Origin of the sequence: Pedobacter segetis (assembly GCF_016623585.1) — a bacterium.
Taxonomy (GTDB): Bacteria; Bacteroidota; Bacteroidia; order Sphingobacteriales; family Sphingobacteriaceae; genus Pseudopedobacter; species Pseudopedobacter segetis.
In genome coordinates this window covers 1-16,866 of sequence record NZ_JAEHFY010000014.1, presented here as the reverse complement: position 1 = coordinate 16,866, position 16,866 = coordinate 1, and the positions used below count along the sequence as shown (strand labels likewise).

The 16,866-nt window shown below is 35.3% G+C and carries 12 protein-coding genes and 1 tRNA gene; 9 read left to right on the top strand and 4 right to left on the bottom strand.

The annotated features are described in order from the left end of the window. Positions 1–198 precede the first annotated feature (198 nt). Entirely contained in the window at positions 199–1,077 is an 879-nt protein-coding gene (locus tag I5M32_RS10745; RefSeq protein ID WP_200586242.1) for a glycosyltransferase family 2 protein, read from the top strand. Here I5M32_RS10745 and I5M32_RS10740 read toward each other — a convergent pair. Beyond that, complete coding sequence (locus tag I5M32_RS10740) at positions 1,074–2,966, bottom strand: RecQ family ATP-dependent DNA helicase (protein WP_200586241.1); 1,893 nt, start codon at positions 2,964–2,966, stop codon at positions 1,074–1,076. The two genes, I5M32_RS10745 and I5M32_RS10740, sit on opposite strands and share 4 nt — an antisense overlap. Before the next feature lie 221 nt (positions 2,967–3,187). Further along, complete coding sequence (locus I5M32_RS10735) at positions 3,188–3,847, bottom strand: LON peptidase substrate-binding domain-containing protein (protein WP_200586240.1); 660 nt, start codon at positions 3,845–3,847, stop codon at positions 3,188–3,190. A gap of 217 nt (positions 3,848–4,064) precedes the next feature. Here I5M32_RS10735 and I5M32_RS10730 point away from each other — a divergent pair, with 217 nt between their 5' ends. From I5M32_RS10730 to hppD, 3 genes are all read left to right on the top strand, one after another. Then, on the top strand, positions 4,065–6,098 hold the full coding sequence (locus tag I5M32_RS10730) for a M13 family metallopeptidase (RefSeq protein ID WP_200586239.1): 2,034 nt from the start codon (positions 4,065–4,067) through the stop codon (positions 6,096–6,098). A 510-nt stretch (positions 6,099–6,608) separates the two neighbouring features. Then, the gene (locus I5M32_RS10725) at positions 6,609–7,769 is read left to right on the top strand and encodes a homogentisate 1,2-dioxygenase (RefSeq protein WP_200586238.1); all 1,161 of its coding nucleotides are present in this window, start codon (positions 6,609–6,611) and stop codon (positions 7,767–7,769) included. 335 nt (positions 7,770–8,104) lie between these two features. Next, positions 8,105–9,208, top strand: coding sequence for a 4-hydroxyphenylpyruvate dioxygenase (gene hppD / locus I5M32_RS10720; protein WP_200586373.1), 1,104 nt, complete (start codon positions 8,105–8,107; stop codon positions 9,206–9,208). 62 nt (positions 9,209–9,270) lie between these two features. Here hppD and I5M32_RS10715 read toward each other — a convergent pair. Then, positions 9,271–9,354: transfer RNA gene (locus tag I5M32_RS10715), tRNA-Leu, on the bottom strand. A 56-nt stretch (positions 9,355–9,410) separates the two neighbouring features. Next, a complete protein-coding gene (locus I5M32_RS10710; RefSeq protein WP_200586237.1) occupies positions 9,411–10,280 on the bottom strand; it encodes a DUF3078 domain-containing protein in 870 nt (289 codons plus the stop codon). Positions 10,281–10,358: 78 nt separating this feature from the next. On the opposite strand from I5M32_RS10710, the gene yihA reads away from it, so the two are divergent. The 5 genes from yihA to I5M32_RS10685 all read left to right on the top strand — a co-directional run bounded on the left by yihA (position 10,359) and on the right by I5M32_RS10685 (position 16,175). After that, on the top strand, positions 10,359–10,979 hold the full coding sequence (gene yihA, locus I5M32_RS10705; RefSeq protein WP_200586236.1) for a ribosome biogenesis GTP-binding protein YihA/YsxC: 621 nt from the start codon (positions 10,359–10,361) through the stop codon (positions 10,977–10,979). Between the two features lie 13 nt (positions 10,980–10,992). Continuing rightward, positions 10,993–11,853 (top strand): UbiA-like polyprenyltransferase, encoded by an 861-nt coding sequence (locus tag I5M32_RS10700; RefSeq protein WP_200586235.1) that lies wholly within the window; start codon positions 10,993–10,995, stop codon positions 11,851–11,853. Continuing rightward, complete coding sequence (locus I5M32_RS10695) at positions 11,850–13,556, top strand: M3 family oligoendopeptidase (RefSeq protein ID WP_200586234.1); 1,707 nt, start codon at positions 11,850–11,852, stop codon at positions 13,554–13,556. Before I5M32_RS10700 ends, I5M32_RS10695 begins: the two co-directional genes overlap by 4 nt. A gap of 282 nt (positions 13,557–13,838) precedes the next feature. After that, entirely contained in the window at positions 13,839–15,155 is a 1,317-nt protein-coding gene (locus tag I5M32_RS10690) for a cytochrome ubiquinol oxidase subunit I (RefSeq protein ID WP_200586233.1), read from the top strand. A gap of 3 nt (positions 15,156–15,158) precedes the next feature. Further along, a complete protein-coding gene (locus I5M32_RS10685; protein WP_200586232.1) occupies positions 15,159–16,175 on the top strand; it encodes a cytochrome d ubiquinol oxidase subunit II in 1,017 nt (338 codons plus the stop codon). The last annotated feature ends 691 nt before the right edge of the window (positions 16,176–16,866 follow it).

The following is a 16,866-nucleotide window of genomic DNA, read 5'->3' as shown; positions in this document are numbered from 1 at the left end:
AGCTCTGCTTTTTTCGAGATAGTCCCTAATATCTTTACAAAATTTGCTTTTTTAAAATCAAAAAAACAATAAGTCTTCTTGAATATCCTTCAAAAACAATAAACAGAAGATGAAAAAATAAGCTATAAACATTTTTACGATACAAATTTAAACAGGCTCTTAATAAAAATATTTCTACTTAATATTGTAAATTTCGCCATGCTATCTATTTGCATCCCGCATTTTAATTACCAAAACCCATTGCTTTTTAATACTTTAAAAGAGCAATGCGAGCGTTTAAGGCTAAAATTCGAGATCTTGATTATCGATGATGCTTCTCAAAACAATAAAAAAAAATACCTACAACAATTTGAAAGAAAGCCTTTTAGGATAATCTATTTAGATAAAAATATTGGGCGATCTGCAATTAGAAACTTGCTCGCAAAAGAAGCTGCTTATGGTTTACTGCTTTTTTTGGATGCTGATGGCAAGATCGAAGACCATAATTTTATTAAAACCTACCTTGATAATATAAAAGCAGACATTGTAAGCGGCGGAAGGGCTTACGCTGATTTAAAACCCGATAATAACCACTTTTTACATTGGAATTATGGTTTTAACATTGAAAGTAAAAATCAGGGTTTTTTCCATTCTAATAACTTCATGATAAGAAAAAGTGTGTTTGATAACTTGCGATTCGGCGAGCAGATCAAAGATTATGGTTATGAAGACGTTGTTTTTGGTTTAGAGGCAAAACTTTTGGGAATTAGCATGGCGATTATAAACAATAAAGTGATACATGATGATTTAAAAAACAATCGGCTTTTTTTGAACGATGTTGACCAATCTTTGATCAACCTTTTAAAAATCATCGATATAAAAAAACAATTACAAATTGTTGATTTTGTTGGGATTAGCAAGAGATACAAATTTTTGGGCAAGTTTTATTTAACTAATTTATTATCAATAAAAAACAGTTCTATTACAGAAAAAATCAGAGGGTTATTAATAGAAAATCCAACAAAAAACAGCAACTTAATGTTAACCATTTATAAGCTTTACAAATACCATCAAATACGTTTAAAGCAAAAGAACTAAAGATAGTATAAATCTCCATCGGTTTTGAGTTCGCCCGCATCCAACATTAATCTAATAATATCCAACTTCTCGCTTTCATCGCCCTTTTTTATTTTTGACAATAGATCTTTTAATATTAAGTGGGTATTTTGGGCCAATAGTTGATTGATATTTAGGGCTATCTGCTCTCTTAAATCGTTTAGCCGACTACGTTTTTCTGCTAAACAAACATCACAGATCCCGCATTTTTGGGCGTTTTTCTCATCAAAATAAGTTAATAGCATAATGCTCCTACAAATTTCCTTTTCAACAAAATCCAACATCCCAACCATCTTTTGATGATAATTTTTTTTTCGATCTTGATAGTAATTTTGATCGATGAGTAAATCTTTGCTTGGGATCCTTGGTTTTAAAAAAGTGAGCAGTGGTAAATCTGTTTGCTTCTGATAACTGATGATTTCTAGCTTGTCAAGCTCATCTAAGTAAGAGATTGCCAAGCTTTTATCGATATTGTTTTTTTTGGCAATATCAAACTCTCTGATTTGTATAAATTGATCAAAGGCACCGCCATAAAGCCTTAATATAGATTTTATAAAACCATCAAACCTGGCGTTTTCTACCTGAAATTTGTATAGATCATCACCACCCACAATAAATTGTATCCTTGAGGGTAGCAAGGCATTTTCACTTAGTATAAAATACTCGTCATGCTCCAAAAATTTGATGGCACTTATGGCACTTAAAACATTGAGCTGAAATTTTGAGCAAAAATCGGCAATGTTGAACTCATAATTAGTTTCTGAGCCACCTTCATAAGGGATTTGTAGGTAATTGCACAAAAAATGGTAAATCTGTTTAATGTAATTTACATCCGGGAAGTTCTGTTCAAATTTTTTCTCGAAAACCAATTTATCCCTTGGCTGGTAAAGCAATACAGCGTAAGCTTTATTTTGGTCCCTTCCCGCCCTTCCCGCTTCTTGGTAATAGGCTTCCAAGCTTTCTGGCATCTCGTAATGTATCACAAACCTTACGTTTGGCTTATCAATTCCCATCCCAAAAGCGTTGGTAGCCACCATAATACGCACCTTATCGTTTAACCAAAATTGTTGCTTTTGTGCCCTTTCTTCTAAATTTAAACCAGCATGATAGTATTGAGCCGAAATTTTATTTTGATTGAGGAATTTTGCTAATTCTACCGTATCTCTTCTGGTACGTACATATAAAATACCGCTTCCTTTTACACCATTGCAAACATCCAAAAGTTTTTGTAGCTTGTTTTCTTGGTTTAAAACAGAGTAGCTAAGGTTATCCCTTTCAAAACTTTTCTTAAATATATTTTTGCTTTTAAAGTGCAGCTTTTCTAAAATATCTTCTTGTACTTTTTCTGTTGCCGAAGCTGTAAGTGCCAAAACGGGTACTTTTGGATGTATTTCCCTAAAATCGGCAATGTGTAGATATGGCGGCCTAAAATCATAACCCCACTGAGATACGCAATGCGCTTCATCAACAGCTAATAAATTAACGTTCATGTGTTTGATGCGCTCTTTTACCAGATCAGAAAGCAAACGCTCTGGCGAGAGGTACAAGAATTTTATGGGGCCATAGATACAATTATCCAAGGCAATATCAATTTCCCTTTTTCCCATCCCAGAAACTACCGCAATAGCTTGAATCCCTTTATTTTGAAGATTTTGAACCTGATCTTTCATCAGAGCGATCAATGGGGAAATTACGATGCAGATCCCATCCATTGCCATCGCCGGAACTTGGAAACAAACCGATTTGCCACCTCCGGTTGGCAATAAAGCCAGGGTGTCTTTTTTATCTAAAACAGATTTAATGATTTCTTTTTGAAGCGGCCTAAACTTATCAAAACCCCAATATTGCTTTAAAATCTCGTTAATTGCCATCTATAATAAATGATTGAGGATTTGATTTTTGCACAGGTAACTGATAGAGTTTTGAAGGATTGAATTTAATAATAAATTGAATTTTAATTCAAAAACAAATATAATCTAGTTTCTTGCATCTAGTTTCTTGCCTCTTGAGTCTTGTTTCTTGCATCTTGTTTCTTGCATCTTGAGTGTTGTTTCTTGCATCTTGCATCTTGATAGTTGATGCCTAAAACCTTTCATTTACCCGGGTTAAACTTAAAAGATTGTAAATTCTTAAAATGTCCATTAGCAATGATCCTGCTTTGCGTTTCTTGGATACTACGCATAGAGGGCATAATAAATTTAAAATGATCGATCATGATCTCTTGCCTTTCTTCTTCTGATGGGGTTGCTAACAAAGCCAGCTTTTGTTCTTCATTTAAGCCTGCATAATGCGCAATTTGGAAAGAGAATTTCTTAGGATCTTTATCCAAAATTTCTTTTCGTTGGGTAAGCATGGCTTGAAACTCTTCATAAAGGTTTTGTAGTTCTTCAAATTTGGCCAGATCATAATGATCATCATCTAGTAAAATTTCTACATTTGCCCCTGCATAGGCCTTATCCCCATAAGGGTTAAAAATCTTATTGATCGCAAATGCCCCGATACCTTCTGTAATAACGTCCATTTCGCCGGTTTCATATTGTTTCACAATCTCTACTAATTTTAATTGTGTACCCATTAAGTGAATCTCGTTTTTTACCACAGGCGGAATTCCGAAAGTCATCGTCCTATCAGCTTTTAAATCATTAAAAAGATCACGATAACGTTGCTCAAAAACATGGAGATTTAAACGTTCGCCGGGGAAAGCAATCAGTTGAAGTGGGAAAATGGCTATATCCATAAGGTTAGGTAACAATATTTTTATGTATTGGATGTTTCTATTAAAACGGTAAGATAAAAATCAAAAATGCGCTTAAAATCAAATCTATCAAACTTTTTAGACATCAGGTATGTGTTTAGATCAATTTATTATTGGTTTAATAAGTAAAATTTAGATTACGCTGATTAATCTTTTTCTACAAATACTTACATTACCTGATATTTTTCAAATACAATTTTAATTAAAATAATTTATGAAACTTAAATTAGCTTCTTTAATGCTATTGAGTTCGGGCTTTTTGTTTTCAAATGTCCAAGCACAAGATGGCAGCAAAAAATTTATTGATAGGTCTAACATGGACTTAACCGTAAAACCGGGCGACGATTTTTATACCTACGCCAGTGGAAATTGGGTGAAAAACAATCCTGTACCAGCTAAAGAAACAAGGTGGGGAAGTTTTAACGAGTTAAGGGATTTTAACATTAATGCCGTTAAAACCATTGTGACCAAAGCAATGAATGATAAAAATGCCGCTCCGGGTTCTATTGAAAAAAGAGTGGGAGATTTTTATGCAGCAGGTATGGATAGTTTAACTATCGAAAAGTTAGGCTACACTCCTATTAAAAGAGATTTAGCCCGTATTTCTGCCATTAAAGATTTAAACGGCGTAATTGATGAAGCCGCAACCATGCGTACTAAAGGTATTGGTTCGCCAATGTTTAGATTTTCTGTTGGCCAAGACGAAAAACATCCTACGGTAATGATAGCACAATTAGGCCAAGGTGGTACAACATTGCCAGATCGCGATTATTATTTAAAAGATGATGCTCGTTCTGTTAAAATTAGGGCTGCTTATCATGATTTTATAGTTAGCCTTTTTACCCTGACAGGAACACCGGCTGCCCAGGCAGAAAAAAACGCCAAAACAATTTTTGATATAGAAAAGAAATTTGCCGAAGCGCAAATGAGCCGTGTAGAATTGCGTGATCCCTATAAAACCTACAATAAATTTAGTGTTGCAGATTTCTCTAAAACAACGCCCGGTTTAAATTGGGGATATTTAATGCAGAAAATGAAAGTAGTTGGCGAAGATTCTATTTTGGTAAGTAACCCCGCTTTTTTTGTAACAACAAGTTCTATGTTAAAATTTGTTCCTTTAGCAGATTGGAAAACTTACTTAAAATGGAATGTTCTTAAAAGTTCTGCAAATAACTTAAGCTCGCCTTTTGTTAATGCGGGTTTTAAATTCTCACAAGCCTTATCTGGCCAAAAAGTGCAAACTCCAAGATGGCAAAGAATGTCGTCTTTAACAGATGGCACCATTGGCGAATTATTGGGCCAAATATATGTGAAGTCTTATTTTAAGCCAGAGGCAAAAGCTAGGATGAAAGAATTGGTCAGCAATTTATCCAAAGCCTATGAAATAAGGATCTCTCAGTTAGATTGGATGAGCGATGTAACCAAACAAAAAGCTTTAGATAAACTACATGCCTTTACAAAAAAAATAGGTTACCCAGATAAATGGGAAACTTATACAGGCCTAGCAATAAATAGAGCTACCTATTTTCAAAATTTAAGAAACGCAGGTGTTTGGGGGTATAACAAAATGGTTGATCAACTAGGGAAACCAGTAGATAAAACTAAATGGGGAATGACTCCTCCAACGGTTAATGCCTACTACAATCCTGTAATGAATGAAATTGTTTTCCCTGCCGGGATATTGCAGTTCCCTTTCTTTGATCCTAATGCTGATGATGCCGTGAACTATGGAGGAATAGGTGCTGTTATCGGCCATGAAATGTCTCATGCCTTTGATGATCAAGGAAGCCAATATGACAAAGATGGTAGTTTACGTAACTGGTGGACTCCCGAAGATTTGAAAAACTTTAAAGCAAAAACCGCAGCTCTTGCAAAACAGTTCGACGCTTACACCGTTTTAGATACCATCCATGTAAATGGAAAGCTAACTTTAGGCGAAAATATTGGCGATTTAGGTGGTTTAAACGCAGCTTATACTGCATTTAAGCTAACCAAAGAAGGCCAGTCTGATGAAAAAATAAATGGTTTTACACCAGATCAAAGATTTTTCTTAGCGTGGGCACAAGTTTGGAGAGGCAATATTTTACCAGAGACAGAAGCTCAATACATCATTGTGGATCCACATTCTCCAGGGAAATACAGAACCATTGGGGCACCGGTAAACATGGATGCTTGGTATAAAGCATTTGATGTTAAACCTGGCGATAAATTATATAAAGCCCCAGAAGACAGGATAAAGATTTGGTAAGGTTTGTATGCGTGTTGTAATGTTGATCTGCCAGATGGCGGATCAGCATCTCATTTGCAGCTTATGACACTAAATTGAAGCTTATTTTAATATGATTCTGATTAGCCAGTGGCTAACGGAATAACGAAAGTTGAAAAGTCGGGTTATGCCCGATTTTTTTTTGCCAATATTTTAATTTCTTTTATCGTCATTAAGCAAGCACCTAAAAACGTTATGGGCATCAATAAAATCCTATAATATTGCCAATCAATATTTAGAAATTAATTTCAATGCTAAATTTAAAAACCTTATATTGTCAATCAATCAAAATAAATAAACATTGCAAAACTTAAAGCATCTTAGGTTAGTTTCTTCGGCAGTACTTGCTAAATTCCGTTCTGCAATGGTGGCTAAAATTGTTTTTGCACAATATTCTGCTTAATTTTTTTCGATAGCTTCCTATATCGAACTTAAAATCTCTACAACCTTTTCGTATTCAAATCGTTATATAAATTATAAACCGATTTTATTATGCCGTTTTATTATAAATTAGGAGAAACCCCTCCTAAAAGACATACCCAGTTTCGTAAACCCAATGGAGAACTCTATGCAGAAGAACTGGTTTCTACCGAAGGCTTTTCTAGCAATTATTCTTTGGTTTACCATTGCCACCCTCCTACCATCGTTAAAAATTTAGGAGAACCATACGTTGTGGAACCAAAGATAACAAGAGATAAGCACCTCAAACATACCAGTTTAATGGGTTTCAAAATTAAGCCCGAGGATGATTATCTGGAAAGCAGAAAACCTGTATTGGTAAATAACGATCTTCATATTTCTTTGGCTGCGCCGAGAAAATCCATGACCGATTATTTTTACAAAAACACCATGGCCGATGAAATGATTTTCATACATGAAGGATCGGGGGTTTTAAAAACCGGTTATGGCAACATCAAATTTGAATACGGCGATTACCTGATCGTTCCTAGAGGTGTAATCTATCAAATCCATTTTAATGATGAAAAAAACAGGTTGTTTATAGTAGAAAGTTTTAGCCCTATAAAGGCCCCAAAACGTTACAGAAATGAAAACGGGCAGCTTTTAGAAAATTCGCCTTATTGTGAGCGTGACATTAAAACGCCCCAAAATTTAGAAACAAATGACGTTGTAGGAGATTTTAAAATCCTGATAAAAAAACAAGGCTTGATTTATCCTTACACTTATGGTACGCATCCTTTCGATTTTATCGGTTGGGATGGTTTCCATTATCCTTGGGCTTTTAGCATCCATAATTTTGAACCCATAACGGGTCGTTTGCACCAACCACCTCCGGTGCACCAAACATTTGAGGCACATAATTTTGTAGTTTGCTCATTTGTTCCTCGTAAATATGATTATCACCCATTGTCGATTCCTGCACCATATAATCATTCAAATGTAGATTCTGACGAAGTTCTTTATTATGTAGATGGTGATTTTATGAGCCGTAAATCTGTTGAGCGTGGACAAATCACTTTACATCCTGGCGGGATACCTCATGGCCCACATCCGGGAACGGTAGAAAAATCCATCGGGAAAGAAAGTACAGAAGAATTGGCCGTAATGATTGATCCCTTTAATCCGTTAATGCTTACCGAAGATGCTATTGAAATAGAAGACCCTGATTATTATAAAAGTTGGATGGCAGGATAGTATCAAGATATTAGACACAAGAATCAAGACAAAAACCGATTAGAATTAAGACAAAAGAACTGAGGGTAAAACCGATTTTTATTCTTGTTAAATAAATTTTTATAAGTTGTAAAAGGGGCGTTAACGATTGAAGCGGCATCCTTATTTTTGTCATCCTGAGCGGAGTAGAAGGATAATACAAAAAAAGATATAATGTAATCCGTCAACTGGCGGATAAACGCTTAAATAATCAAGATTATAAATTGAATAAGTTTTAGAACAACAAAGACATGATAAATACCAATGAACCAATGATTAATGAACTAGCTAGTCCTAATAAAAATACCAATGAACCAATGACTAATAAACTAAAAGATTTCTTACCCATAAACGGAACAGATTATATTGAGTTTTATGTTGGGAATGCAAAACAAGCGGCTCATTTTTATAAAACCGCTTTCGGTTTTCAAAGCGTGGCTTATGCTGGCCCAGAAACTGGTGTTAAGGATACCGCCTCTTACATGATCCAGCAGGGGAAAATACGTTTTGTATTAACTTCTGGTTTAAGATCAAATCATCCAGTATCGCACCATGTTTTGAAGCATGGCGATGGTGTTAAAATATTGGCACTTTGGGTTGATGACGCTTTTAAGGCCTATGAAGAAACGGTTAAAAGAGGTGCTAGGTCTTTTTTAGAACCAGAAACATTATCTGATGAAAATGGCGAGATAAAACGGAGTGGAATTTATACTTACGGCGAAACCATCCATCTATTCATAGAAAGAAAAAACTATAATGGTTTGTTTTTACCCGGATTTGAGCCTTACCAATCGGCGTATAATCCAGAAGAAATAGGTTTTTTACACGTAGATCATTGTGTTGGGAACGTAGGTTGGCACCAAATGAATAAATGGGTAGGTTTTTATGAAGATACCATGGGTTTCAAAAATATTTTAACTTTTGATGATAAAGCTATTTCTACAGAATATTCTGCTTTGATGAGCAAAGTGATGAGCAATGGGAACGGTTATGTAAAATTCCCGATAAACGAACCTGCGGAAGGCAAAAAGAAATCGCAGATAGAAGAATATTTAGAGTTTTATGAAGGAGAAGGCGTACAACACGTTGCCATTGCTACCGCCGATATTGTTGATACGGTAAAAAAATTGAAAGCAAATGGGATTGAGTTTTTGAACACCCCAGATACTTATTACGATACTTTATTGCAAAGGGTTGGTGAAATTGATGAAGACGTTAAGTTGTTAAGAGAGCATAAAATTTTGGTAGATACAGATGAAGAAGGTTACCTATTGCAAATTTTTACCAAACCCCTGCAAGATCGCCCAACTGTGTTTTTTGAAATCATCCAAAGAAAAGGAGCCCAATCTTTTGGTGCCGGTAATTTTAAGGCATTATTTGAGGCAATTGAGAGAGAGCAAGAATTGAGGGGAAATTTGTAATTCTTAATTGTTTATAATAAACTAAAAAAGCCGCTTTAATTAATTTTAGAGCGGCTTTTCTGTGTCCGAGAGCAGATTCGAACTGCCACACCCCAAAGGGCGCCAGCCCCTCAAGCTGGTGCGTCTACCAATTTCGCCACCCGGACATTAGCCTTGCAATTTAGATCTTAAATTGTAATTGGCATTAAAAAATTAAAATTTATTAAAATGCCACGTTTGCAGAAAGCCCAAATACCTGTCTTATTTGGAAACCTTTAAAAGCGTTATCATCATAAATAGTTTGGAAAGCAATATTTGTGGTCAAAAATTTATTGATCTTCAACATCAAATTCAATTGGTAATCTATGTCTATATTTTGCGGGTCCTGCAAATAATTAGCGTATAAATTCAAGATATTCTCTGCAGAAACGTTCTCTATCAAACCAAATTTATAATAGGCAGAAGTATAAAAACCCAGTTCGTATCTAAATGTTTTACCCTCATCTACACCAAAATAAGCCTGATCTGGCAATGTGAGGTTTTTATCAACAAAGATAAATTTTGAAGCAGCCGGAGAGATATTGACTTTTAGATCATCAGATTTTTTCCATAAAAAGCCAGGGCCGATATTCAAATAAGCAGGGGAAAAGAAATTGGTATATTCTGTTCTTGTTTCTACACCTGCGGCGGTATTGTATTTATATCCTTTTGTAAATTGGGTTTTAAAATTTAAAATACCAGAATAATACCAGTTTCCACCGGCCTTTTGGCCAATTAAAGAATTAAACTCCAAACGGTCATCTGTTTTTTTTGTAAAAGCGGCATTTTTTGTCTTTACCAATCCGTAAGAAGCAATCAGCTTATTATCCCAAGTTAAATCAGCTTTTTTATAATCGAAATCGTAATTTAAACCCAAATTGCCCGATAGGTTGTTTTCACCCCCGGCTTGCCAATTACTAAACGTAGATTGATTTAAAAGAAAAGAAACATTTCCTTTTTTAACCCAACCATCTTTTATTTCTTCTTTCTTGTCTTGAGCTTTACCGCTAAAATAGAAAACAAAAAGTAGCATAATTATAAATAGCTTTTTCATTGCATTTTTTTTCAAATGTAACGGATTTAATTTTTATCATCATTAATAAGCTGTTTTAAAAATCGTAATTTTGCTCTTATGATTATAAGATCTGCCGAGTTTACGGTAAGCAATACCAAAGTAAGCAAACTACCTCCACCGATATTGCCAGAATATGCCTTTATAGGGCGTTCTAATGTTGGTAAATCTTCATTGATAAATATGTTGGTAGATGTAAAAGGTTTGGCAAAAACATCTCAAAAACCGGGGAAAACGCAATTGATCAATCATTTTTTAATAAACAAAGAATGGTACATAGTAGATTTACCAGGTTATGGTTATGCAAAAAGTTCTAAAAGCAATAGGGCCGATTGGGCAAAATTCATCAGGTTTTATTTAGAGAAAAGAGAAAGTTTACAATGCGTTTTTGTGTTGATAGATAGCAGGTTAGAACCTCAGAAAATAGATATTGAATTTTGTTGTTCACTAGGGGAAAAAGGAATCCCCTTCTTTTTACTTTTTACCAAGGCCGATAAACAGGGTAGCGTGAAATCTCAACAGAATATGGCGGCGTTTAAAAAACAACTTTCAGAATTTTTTGAAGAGGTGCCTAAAATGATTTTAACCTCTGCAGAAAACCAATTGGGTAAAAAAGATGTTCTTGAATCGATCACAGAAATCAATAAACATTTTGTAATCCCCGAGTTTGAAGGAAACTAATGGCTTAATTTTAATGAAAAAATACCTTTCTTTAGTAACGTTTTCACATACCATATTTGCAATGCCCTTTGCTTTTATCGGTTTTTTTTTGGCCATAAGCACCACTAGCCACCAATTTTCTTGGTTAAAGTTAATTTTAATGATCATTTGCATGATTTGCGCTAGAAATGCGGCAATGGCATTTAATCGTTATTTAGACAGGGAAATTGACGCTAAAAATCCTCGAACAAAAGTGAGGGATATTCCTTCCGGAAGAATAACCGCAAAAAGCGCTTTGCTATTTACCATCATCAATTGCTTACTTTTTATTGGCGCTACTTGGTTCATTAACCTATTATGCTTCTTTCTATCGCCAGTTGCATTATTGGTGGTTTTGGGATACAGCGCAACAAAAAGATTTACGGCACTTTGTCATTTGGTTCTTGGCCTTGGCCTTTCCCTCGCTCCTATTGGCGCATATTTGGTAGTAACCGGAGAGTTTGCATTGCTGCCAATTTTATTTTCTTTAGCGGTTTTATGTTGGGTAAGCGGTTTCGATATTATTTATGCACTCCAAGATGAAGATTTTGATCTAACAGAAAACCTACATTCTATTCCCTCCTATTTAGGCAAGAAAAACGCCTTAATGGTCAGTAACATTTTACATTTTTTTGCCGCCATTTTTGTTATTGCACCATTATTTTTCACTCCATTGGCATGGCCTTATTTTATTGGTTTAGCTATTTTTATTGGGATGTTGGTTTACCAGCATCAATTGGTAAAACCAACCGATTTAAGTAAGGTAAATTTTGCCTTTATGACTACCAACGGCATAGCTTCTGTTGCCTTTGCCGTATGTTTTTTATTTGATATTTATTACAGACACCATTTATGATTTTAGAAAAAGCAAAAAGAAATTATTTACCCCAAGATTTGAATATAGATTGGGAAACTTTAGAACCTATATTTGATGAACTTCTAAATAGAAAGATTACCTCAGTTGATAATTTAGAGCAATGGCTTGCAGATAAAAGCGAGGTTGAAGCCGCTTTAGAAGAAGATTTTGCATGGCGATATATTAAAATGAGTTGCGATACGGCAAATCATGATCTGGTAAAATCTTTCCAATATTTTGCTACCGAAATTGAGCCAAAAATAGCCCCGATAGGTAATGAGCTAAACAAAAAACTAAACCACTCTGAGTTTGTAAAAGATTTAGACCAAGAAAAATACTTTATATATCTGCGTGGAGTAAGAAAAGCATTAGAATTATTCAGAGAAGAAAATATCCCCTTACAAACAGAATTACAGGTAGAACAACAAAAGTATCAAGGCATTACCGGCGCAATGTCTGTAACGCTTAACGGACAAGAATATACTTTAGAGCAAGCATCTAATTTCTTAAAAGACTTAAATCGTGATACTAGAAAAGAAGCTTGGGAAGGTATTACAGCAAGAAGGCTAGAAGATAAAGATAAGCTTGATGGTTTATTTAATAAGCTAAAAGATTTACGCCACCAAGTTGCCTTAAATGCTGGTTTCGATAATTTTAGGGATTATATGTTTCAGGCTCTGGGCCGATTTGACTACACGCCGCAAGATTGTTTTGATTTTCATGATGCAATAGAAAAAGAAGTTGTCCCATTATTATCAGCGCAAGCGGATGAAAGAAAAAAACTTTTAAAATTAGAGACGCTTAAACCCTGGGATACAGAAGTTGATACATCTGGAAAAGCAGCTTTAAAACCATTTGAAAATGGTATTGAGCTGATCGAAAAAACAATAAATTGTTTCAACAAGTTAAACAGCTATTTAGGTTCCCGTTTAGAAATAATGAAAGAGAACAACCTTTTTGATGTTGAAAGTAGAAAAGGAAAAGCGCCCGGGGGTTACAATTATCCATTATCAGAAACCGGTGCACCGTTTATTTTCATGAATTCGGCAAATTCTTTTAGAGATCTAACAACAATGGTACATGAAGGTGGCCACGCTATACATACTTTTTTAACGGCCAATTTAGAACTTAACGACTTTAAACATTGCCCTTCTGAAGTAGCAGAATTGGCATCTATGAGCATGGAATTGATTTCTATGGACCATTGGGACGAGTTTTTTAAAAACGAAGAAGAATTAAAAAGAGCAAAACGCTATCAATTAAAAGATGTTTTAAAAACCCTGCCTTGGGTAGCCGTGATAGATTCTTTCCAACATTGGATCTACACACATCCAAATCATACAACCGAAGAAAGAACACAAGCTTGGACTAAAATATTTAACAGGTTTGGGGCAAATTTTGTAGATTGGAGCGGGCATCAAGAAGCCATGGAAAACCTTTGGCAAAAGCAACTACATATTTTTGAAGTTCCATTTTATTATATAGAATATGCCATTGCGCAACTTGGGGCAATAGCAGTCTGGAAAAATTATAAAGAAAATCCAAAAAAAGGCCTTTCAAATTATATGGAAGCTTTAAAATTAGGATATACAAAAGACATGAAAACCATTTATGAAACTGCTGGGATAGCATTTAATTTTAGCGCACCATACATTAAAGAATTAATGGATTTTGTAAGATTAGAACTAGAGAAATTAGATTGATTATAATTATAGCCCATGGCTTAAGCCATGGGCTATAATTAAAGAAGACATCTTAAAAGCAAAATTTTTTATGCTGAATTTATTTCAGCATCTGATCTGCAGACTAACAATCTAAATGGGAACTTGTTATTGAATGATTTTGAAATAAATCCAGAATAACGTCCTTATTTAAAACAACATCTTTTCTAATCAATAATCACTATAAATTAAATACAAAGCTGTAAATCTTCATCAGCACATTTGTTATTATGTAAATTTGCATGGTAATAAAAACATAACCAAATGAACGATTTTATAGCAGCCCGTTCGCAAATGGCCCTTTCATTGGGTTTCCATATTATATTTTCTTGTATTGGGATGGTAATGCCATTTTTTATGGCAGTTTCCCATTATCTATATTTAAAAACCAACGATGTTTCTTATAAAAATATCACCAAGGCTTGGAGCAAAGGCGTAGCGATATTTTTTGCGGTTGGTGCAGTTTCTGGCACTGTACTCTCTTTTGAATTAGGATTGCTTTGGCCAAAATTTATGGAACACGCAGGCCCTATTTTTGGGATGCCATTCTCTTTAGAAGGAACAGCATTTTTTATTGAAGCCATTGCATTGGGTTTCTTTCTTTATGGTTGGGATCGCTTTAATAAATGGTTTCATTGGTTTACAGGGGTAATTGTTGGTGTAAGTGGCTTGTTGTCAGGTGTTTTGGTAGTTGCTGCAAACGCTTGGATGAATACCCCTGCTGGTTTTGATTATGTTGATGGGAAATATATCAACATAGATCCTCTTGCGGCAATGTTTAACGATGCTTGGTTTTCACAAGCTTTACACATGAGTATTGCAGCTTTTGCGGCAACGGGTTTTGCCGTAGCTGGCATCCATGCACTTATGATCTTGAGGAAACAGAATGTTGCTTTTCATGCCAAATCATTTAAGATCGCAGCTGTTTTTGGTACAATTGCCGCGGTTATGCAACCCCTAAGCGGAGATATCAGCGCAAAATTTGTCGGCAAATCTCAACCTGCCAAACTAGCGGCAATGGAAGCGCATTTCCATACAGAAAAATCGGCACCGTTAATTATTGGTGGCATCCCAGATGTTAAAAATCAAAAAGTAGATTACGCCATTAAAATCCCCGGTGCCTTAAGTTTTATGGCCAAGGGCAATTTTAAAGCTGAAGTTACCGGTTTAGATCAAATCCCAAAAGAAAACCAACCCCCAATTGCCATCACGCATTACGCATTTCAAATAATGGTTGCTTTAGGGATGATCATGATGGGAATTGCTTTTGCTTATTTTATAGCATTGTTTAAAAAGAAAAGTTGGCTCAAACAGCAATGGCTTTTAAAGCTATTTGTATTAGCCACACCTCTAGGCTTTATAGCCGTTGAAGCTGGCTGGGTAGTAACAGAAGTAGGCCGACAACCTTGGATAATTAACGGCGTAATGCGAACAAAAGATGCCGTAACACCAATGCCGGGCATACAATATTCTTTTTATTTATTCTCTGCGGTTTATTTCTCTCTAGCGGTTATCGTAGTTTTTATGCTCTATCGACAAATAAAAATGGTTCCTCAATTGTATGATAAAACTAATCCTTAAAACATGCTGTACGTTGTAATGATATTTTTATGGATGGCCATTTTGCTTTATTTGCTTTTAGGCGGTGCCGATTTTGGAGCTGGGATCTTAGAACTCTTTACCTCCTATCCCAACAAAAGCAAAACCAGAAAAACAATGTACCGGGCAATTGGCCCGGTTTGGGAAGCCAACCACATGTGGCTGATCATCACCATCGTAATTCTATTTGTAGGCTTCCCCAATATTTACACAACCATGTCGGTTTATGTACACATACCATTGGTATTGATGCTTTTAGGGATTATCGCCAGAGGTACGGCCTTCACTTTTAGGCATTATGATGCCGTAAAAGACGATATGCAAAAAGTTTACAACAAAATATTCGTTTACTCCAGTTTCATCACTCCTTTGTTTTTAGGCATTATAGCAGGAAGCACCGTTGCAAGAAGGATTGACACCGAAGCTTCAAATTTTTTGGATGCTTATGTTTTCAGTTGGCTACACTGGTTTTCTATTACGGTTGGTTTGTTCACGGTTGCTATTTGTGGGTTTCTAGCGGCCATATTTATTATCGGGCAAACAGAAAACCTTGAAGAGAGAATAAGGTTTATAAGAAAAGCGAAAACTTTTAATATCGCCGCCATTTTATGCGGAGGTCTGGTTTTTTTAGCTTCTTTGTATGAAAAGATCCCATTATTAGATTGGGTATTTGGAAATTCTGTGGGGATAACCGCATTTAGTTTAGCTACCGTTTCCGTTGTTATTCTATGGAACTTATGGAACACCGATAAAACAAATCTGATGAGGGTTCTGGCTGGTTTTCAAATCACCATGATTTTATTGATAACCACCTGGAAACATTATCCAAACATCATCTTGCTAAAAAACGGGAGCTCTTTATCCTTATTAGAAGAACAGGGGAATGCCAAAACCATAGATGCTTTGGCTTGGGCCTTAATAGCGGGCAGTATCTTCATTCTCCCCGCATTGGTCTATTTGATCTATAGCTTTCAAAAACCAAAAGAAAAGATAATTTCCTAGTGCTTTAAAATAATAATTTGGGCGGCACCCCGATGAAAATCGGGGTCAGGCTGTTCAGGGGTTCCGTTAAACTTTTTTCAAAAGCTTAACCGTCATTTCATTCCGCCATTACCATCCTTGCCGCAAACCTGTGCTACCAACCTTGCTAAATGGTTGATGATTGATTGTGGGTATTTAATTAAACACAATTTTAATAACCGCTATGCGACCCCCACGGGGTCGAACAAAATCATCCAAACAAGCTATAAATGTGTTATCCCTTCGGGATAAAAAAATTATAAATCCTCATAAGAGAATCCGTAGGATTTAAATGTTTATTGCCTATAAAGGTATTATCCCTTCGGGATAAGAAAGTTTTAATATCTAAGGAAAATCCATCCATTTAAACATAATATCAAAGAAATTTAATGTTATGAACATATTTAACCTATCCAAAAATCCGTAGGATTCAAATATTTATAACAAAGTGGTATGCTCAACAATCATGTCAATCAAACCAAAAGATTATGCCGTTTTAAATCATAATGAAAGTTTTGCGAACTAACACTAGAAATAACGTTCTAAGTGGAAAAAAAGCTTATTTTAAGAATTTCAACATATTTAACCTATACCAGAATCCGTAGGATTCAAATATTTATAACAAAGTGGTATGCTCAACAATCATGTCAATCAAACCAAAAGATTATGCCGT

Bases quoted from the DNA above. Each gene is read 5' to 3' on its own strand.
- I5M32_RS10745 (WP_200586242.1), top strand. From the start codon at position 199: ATGCTATCTATTTGCATCCCGCATTTTAATTACCAAAACCCATTGCTT.
- I5M32_RS10740 (WP_200586241.1), bottom strand. From the start codon at position 2,966: ATGGCAATTAACGAGATTTTAAAGCAATATTGGGGTTTTGATAAGTTT.
- I5M32_RS10730 (WP_200586239.1), top strand. From the start codon at position 4,065: ATGAAACTTAAATTAGCTTCTTTAATGCTATTGAGTTCGGGCTTTTTG.
- I5M32_RS10725 (WP_200586238.1), top strand. From the start codon at position 6,609: ATGCCGTTTTATTATAAATTAGGAGAAACCCCTCCTAAAAGACATACC.
- hppD (WP_200586373.1), top strand. From the start codon at position 8,105: ATGACTAATAAACTAAAAGATTTCTTACCCATAAACGGAACAGATTAT.
- I5M32_RS10710 (WP_200586237.1), bottom strand. From the start codon at position 10,280: ATGAAAAAGCTATTTATAATTATGCTACTTTTTGTTTTCTATTTTAGC.
- yihA (WP_200586236.1), top strand. From the start codon at position 10,359: ATGATTATAAGATCTGCCGAGTTTACGGTAAGCAATACCAAAGTAAGC.
- I5M32_RS10700 (WP_200586235.1), top strand. From the start codon at position 10,993: ATGAAAAAATACCTTTCTTTAGTAACGTTTTCACATACCATATTTGCA.
- I5M32_RS10695 (WP_200586234.1), top strand. From the start codon at position 11,850: ATGATTTTAGAAAAAGCAAAAAGAAATTATTTACCCCAAGATTTGAAT.
- I5M32_RS10690 (WP_200586233.1), top strand. From the start codon at position 13,839: ATGAACGATTTTATAGCAGCCCGTTCGCAAATGGCCCTTTCATTGGGT.
- I5M32_RS10685 (WP_200586232.1), top strand. From the start codon at position 15,159: ATGCTGTACGTTGTAATGATATTTTTATGGATGGCCATTTTGCTTTAT.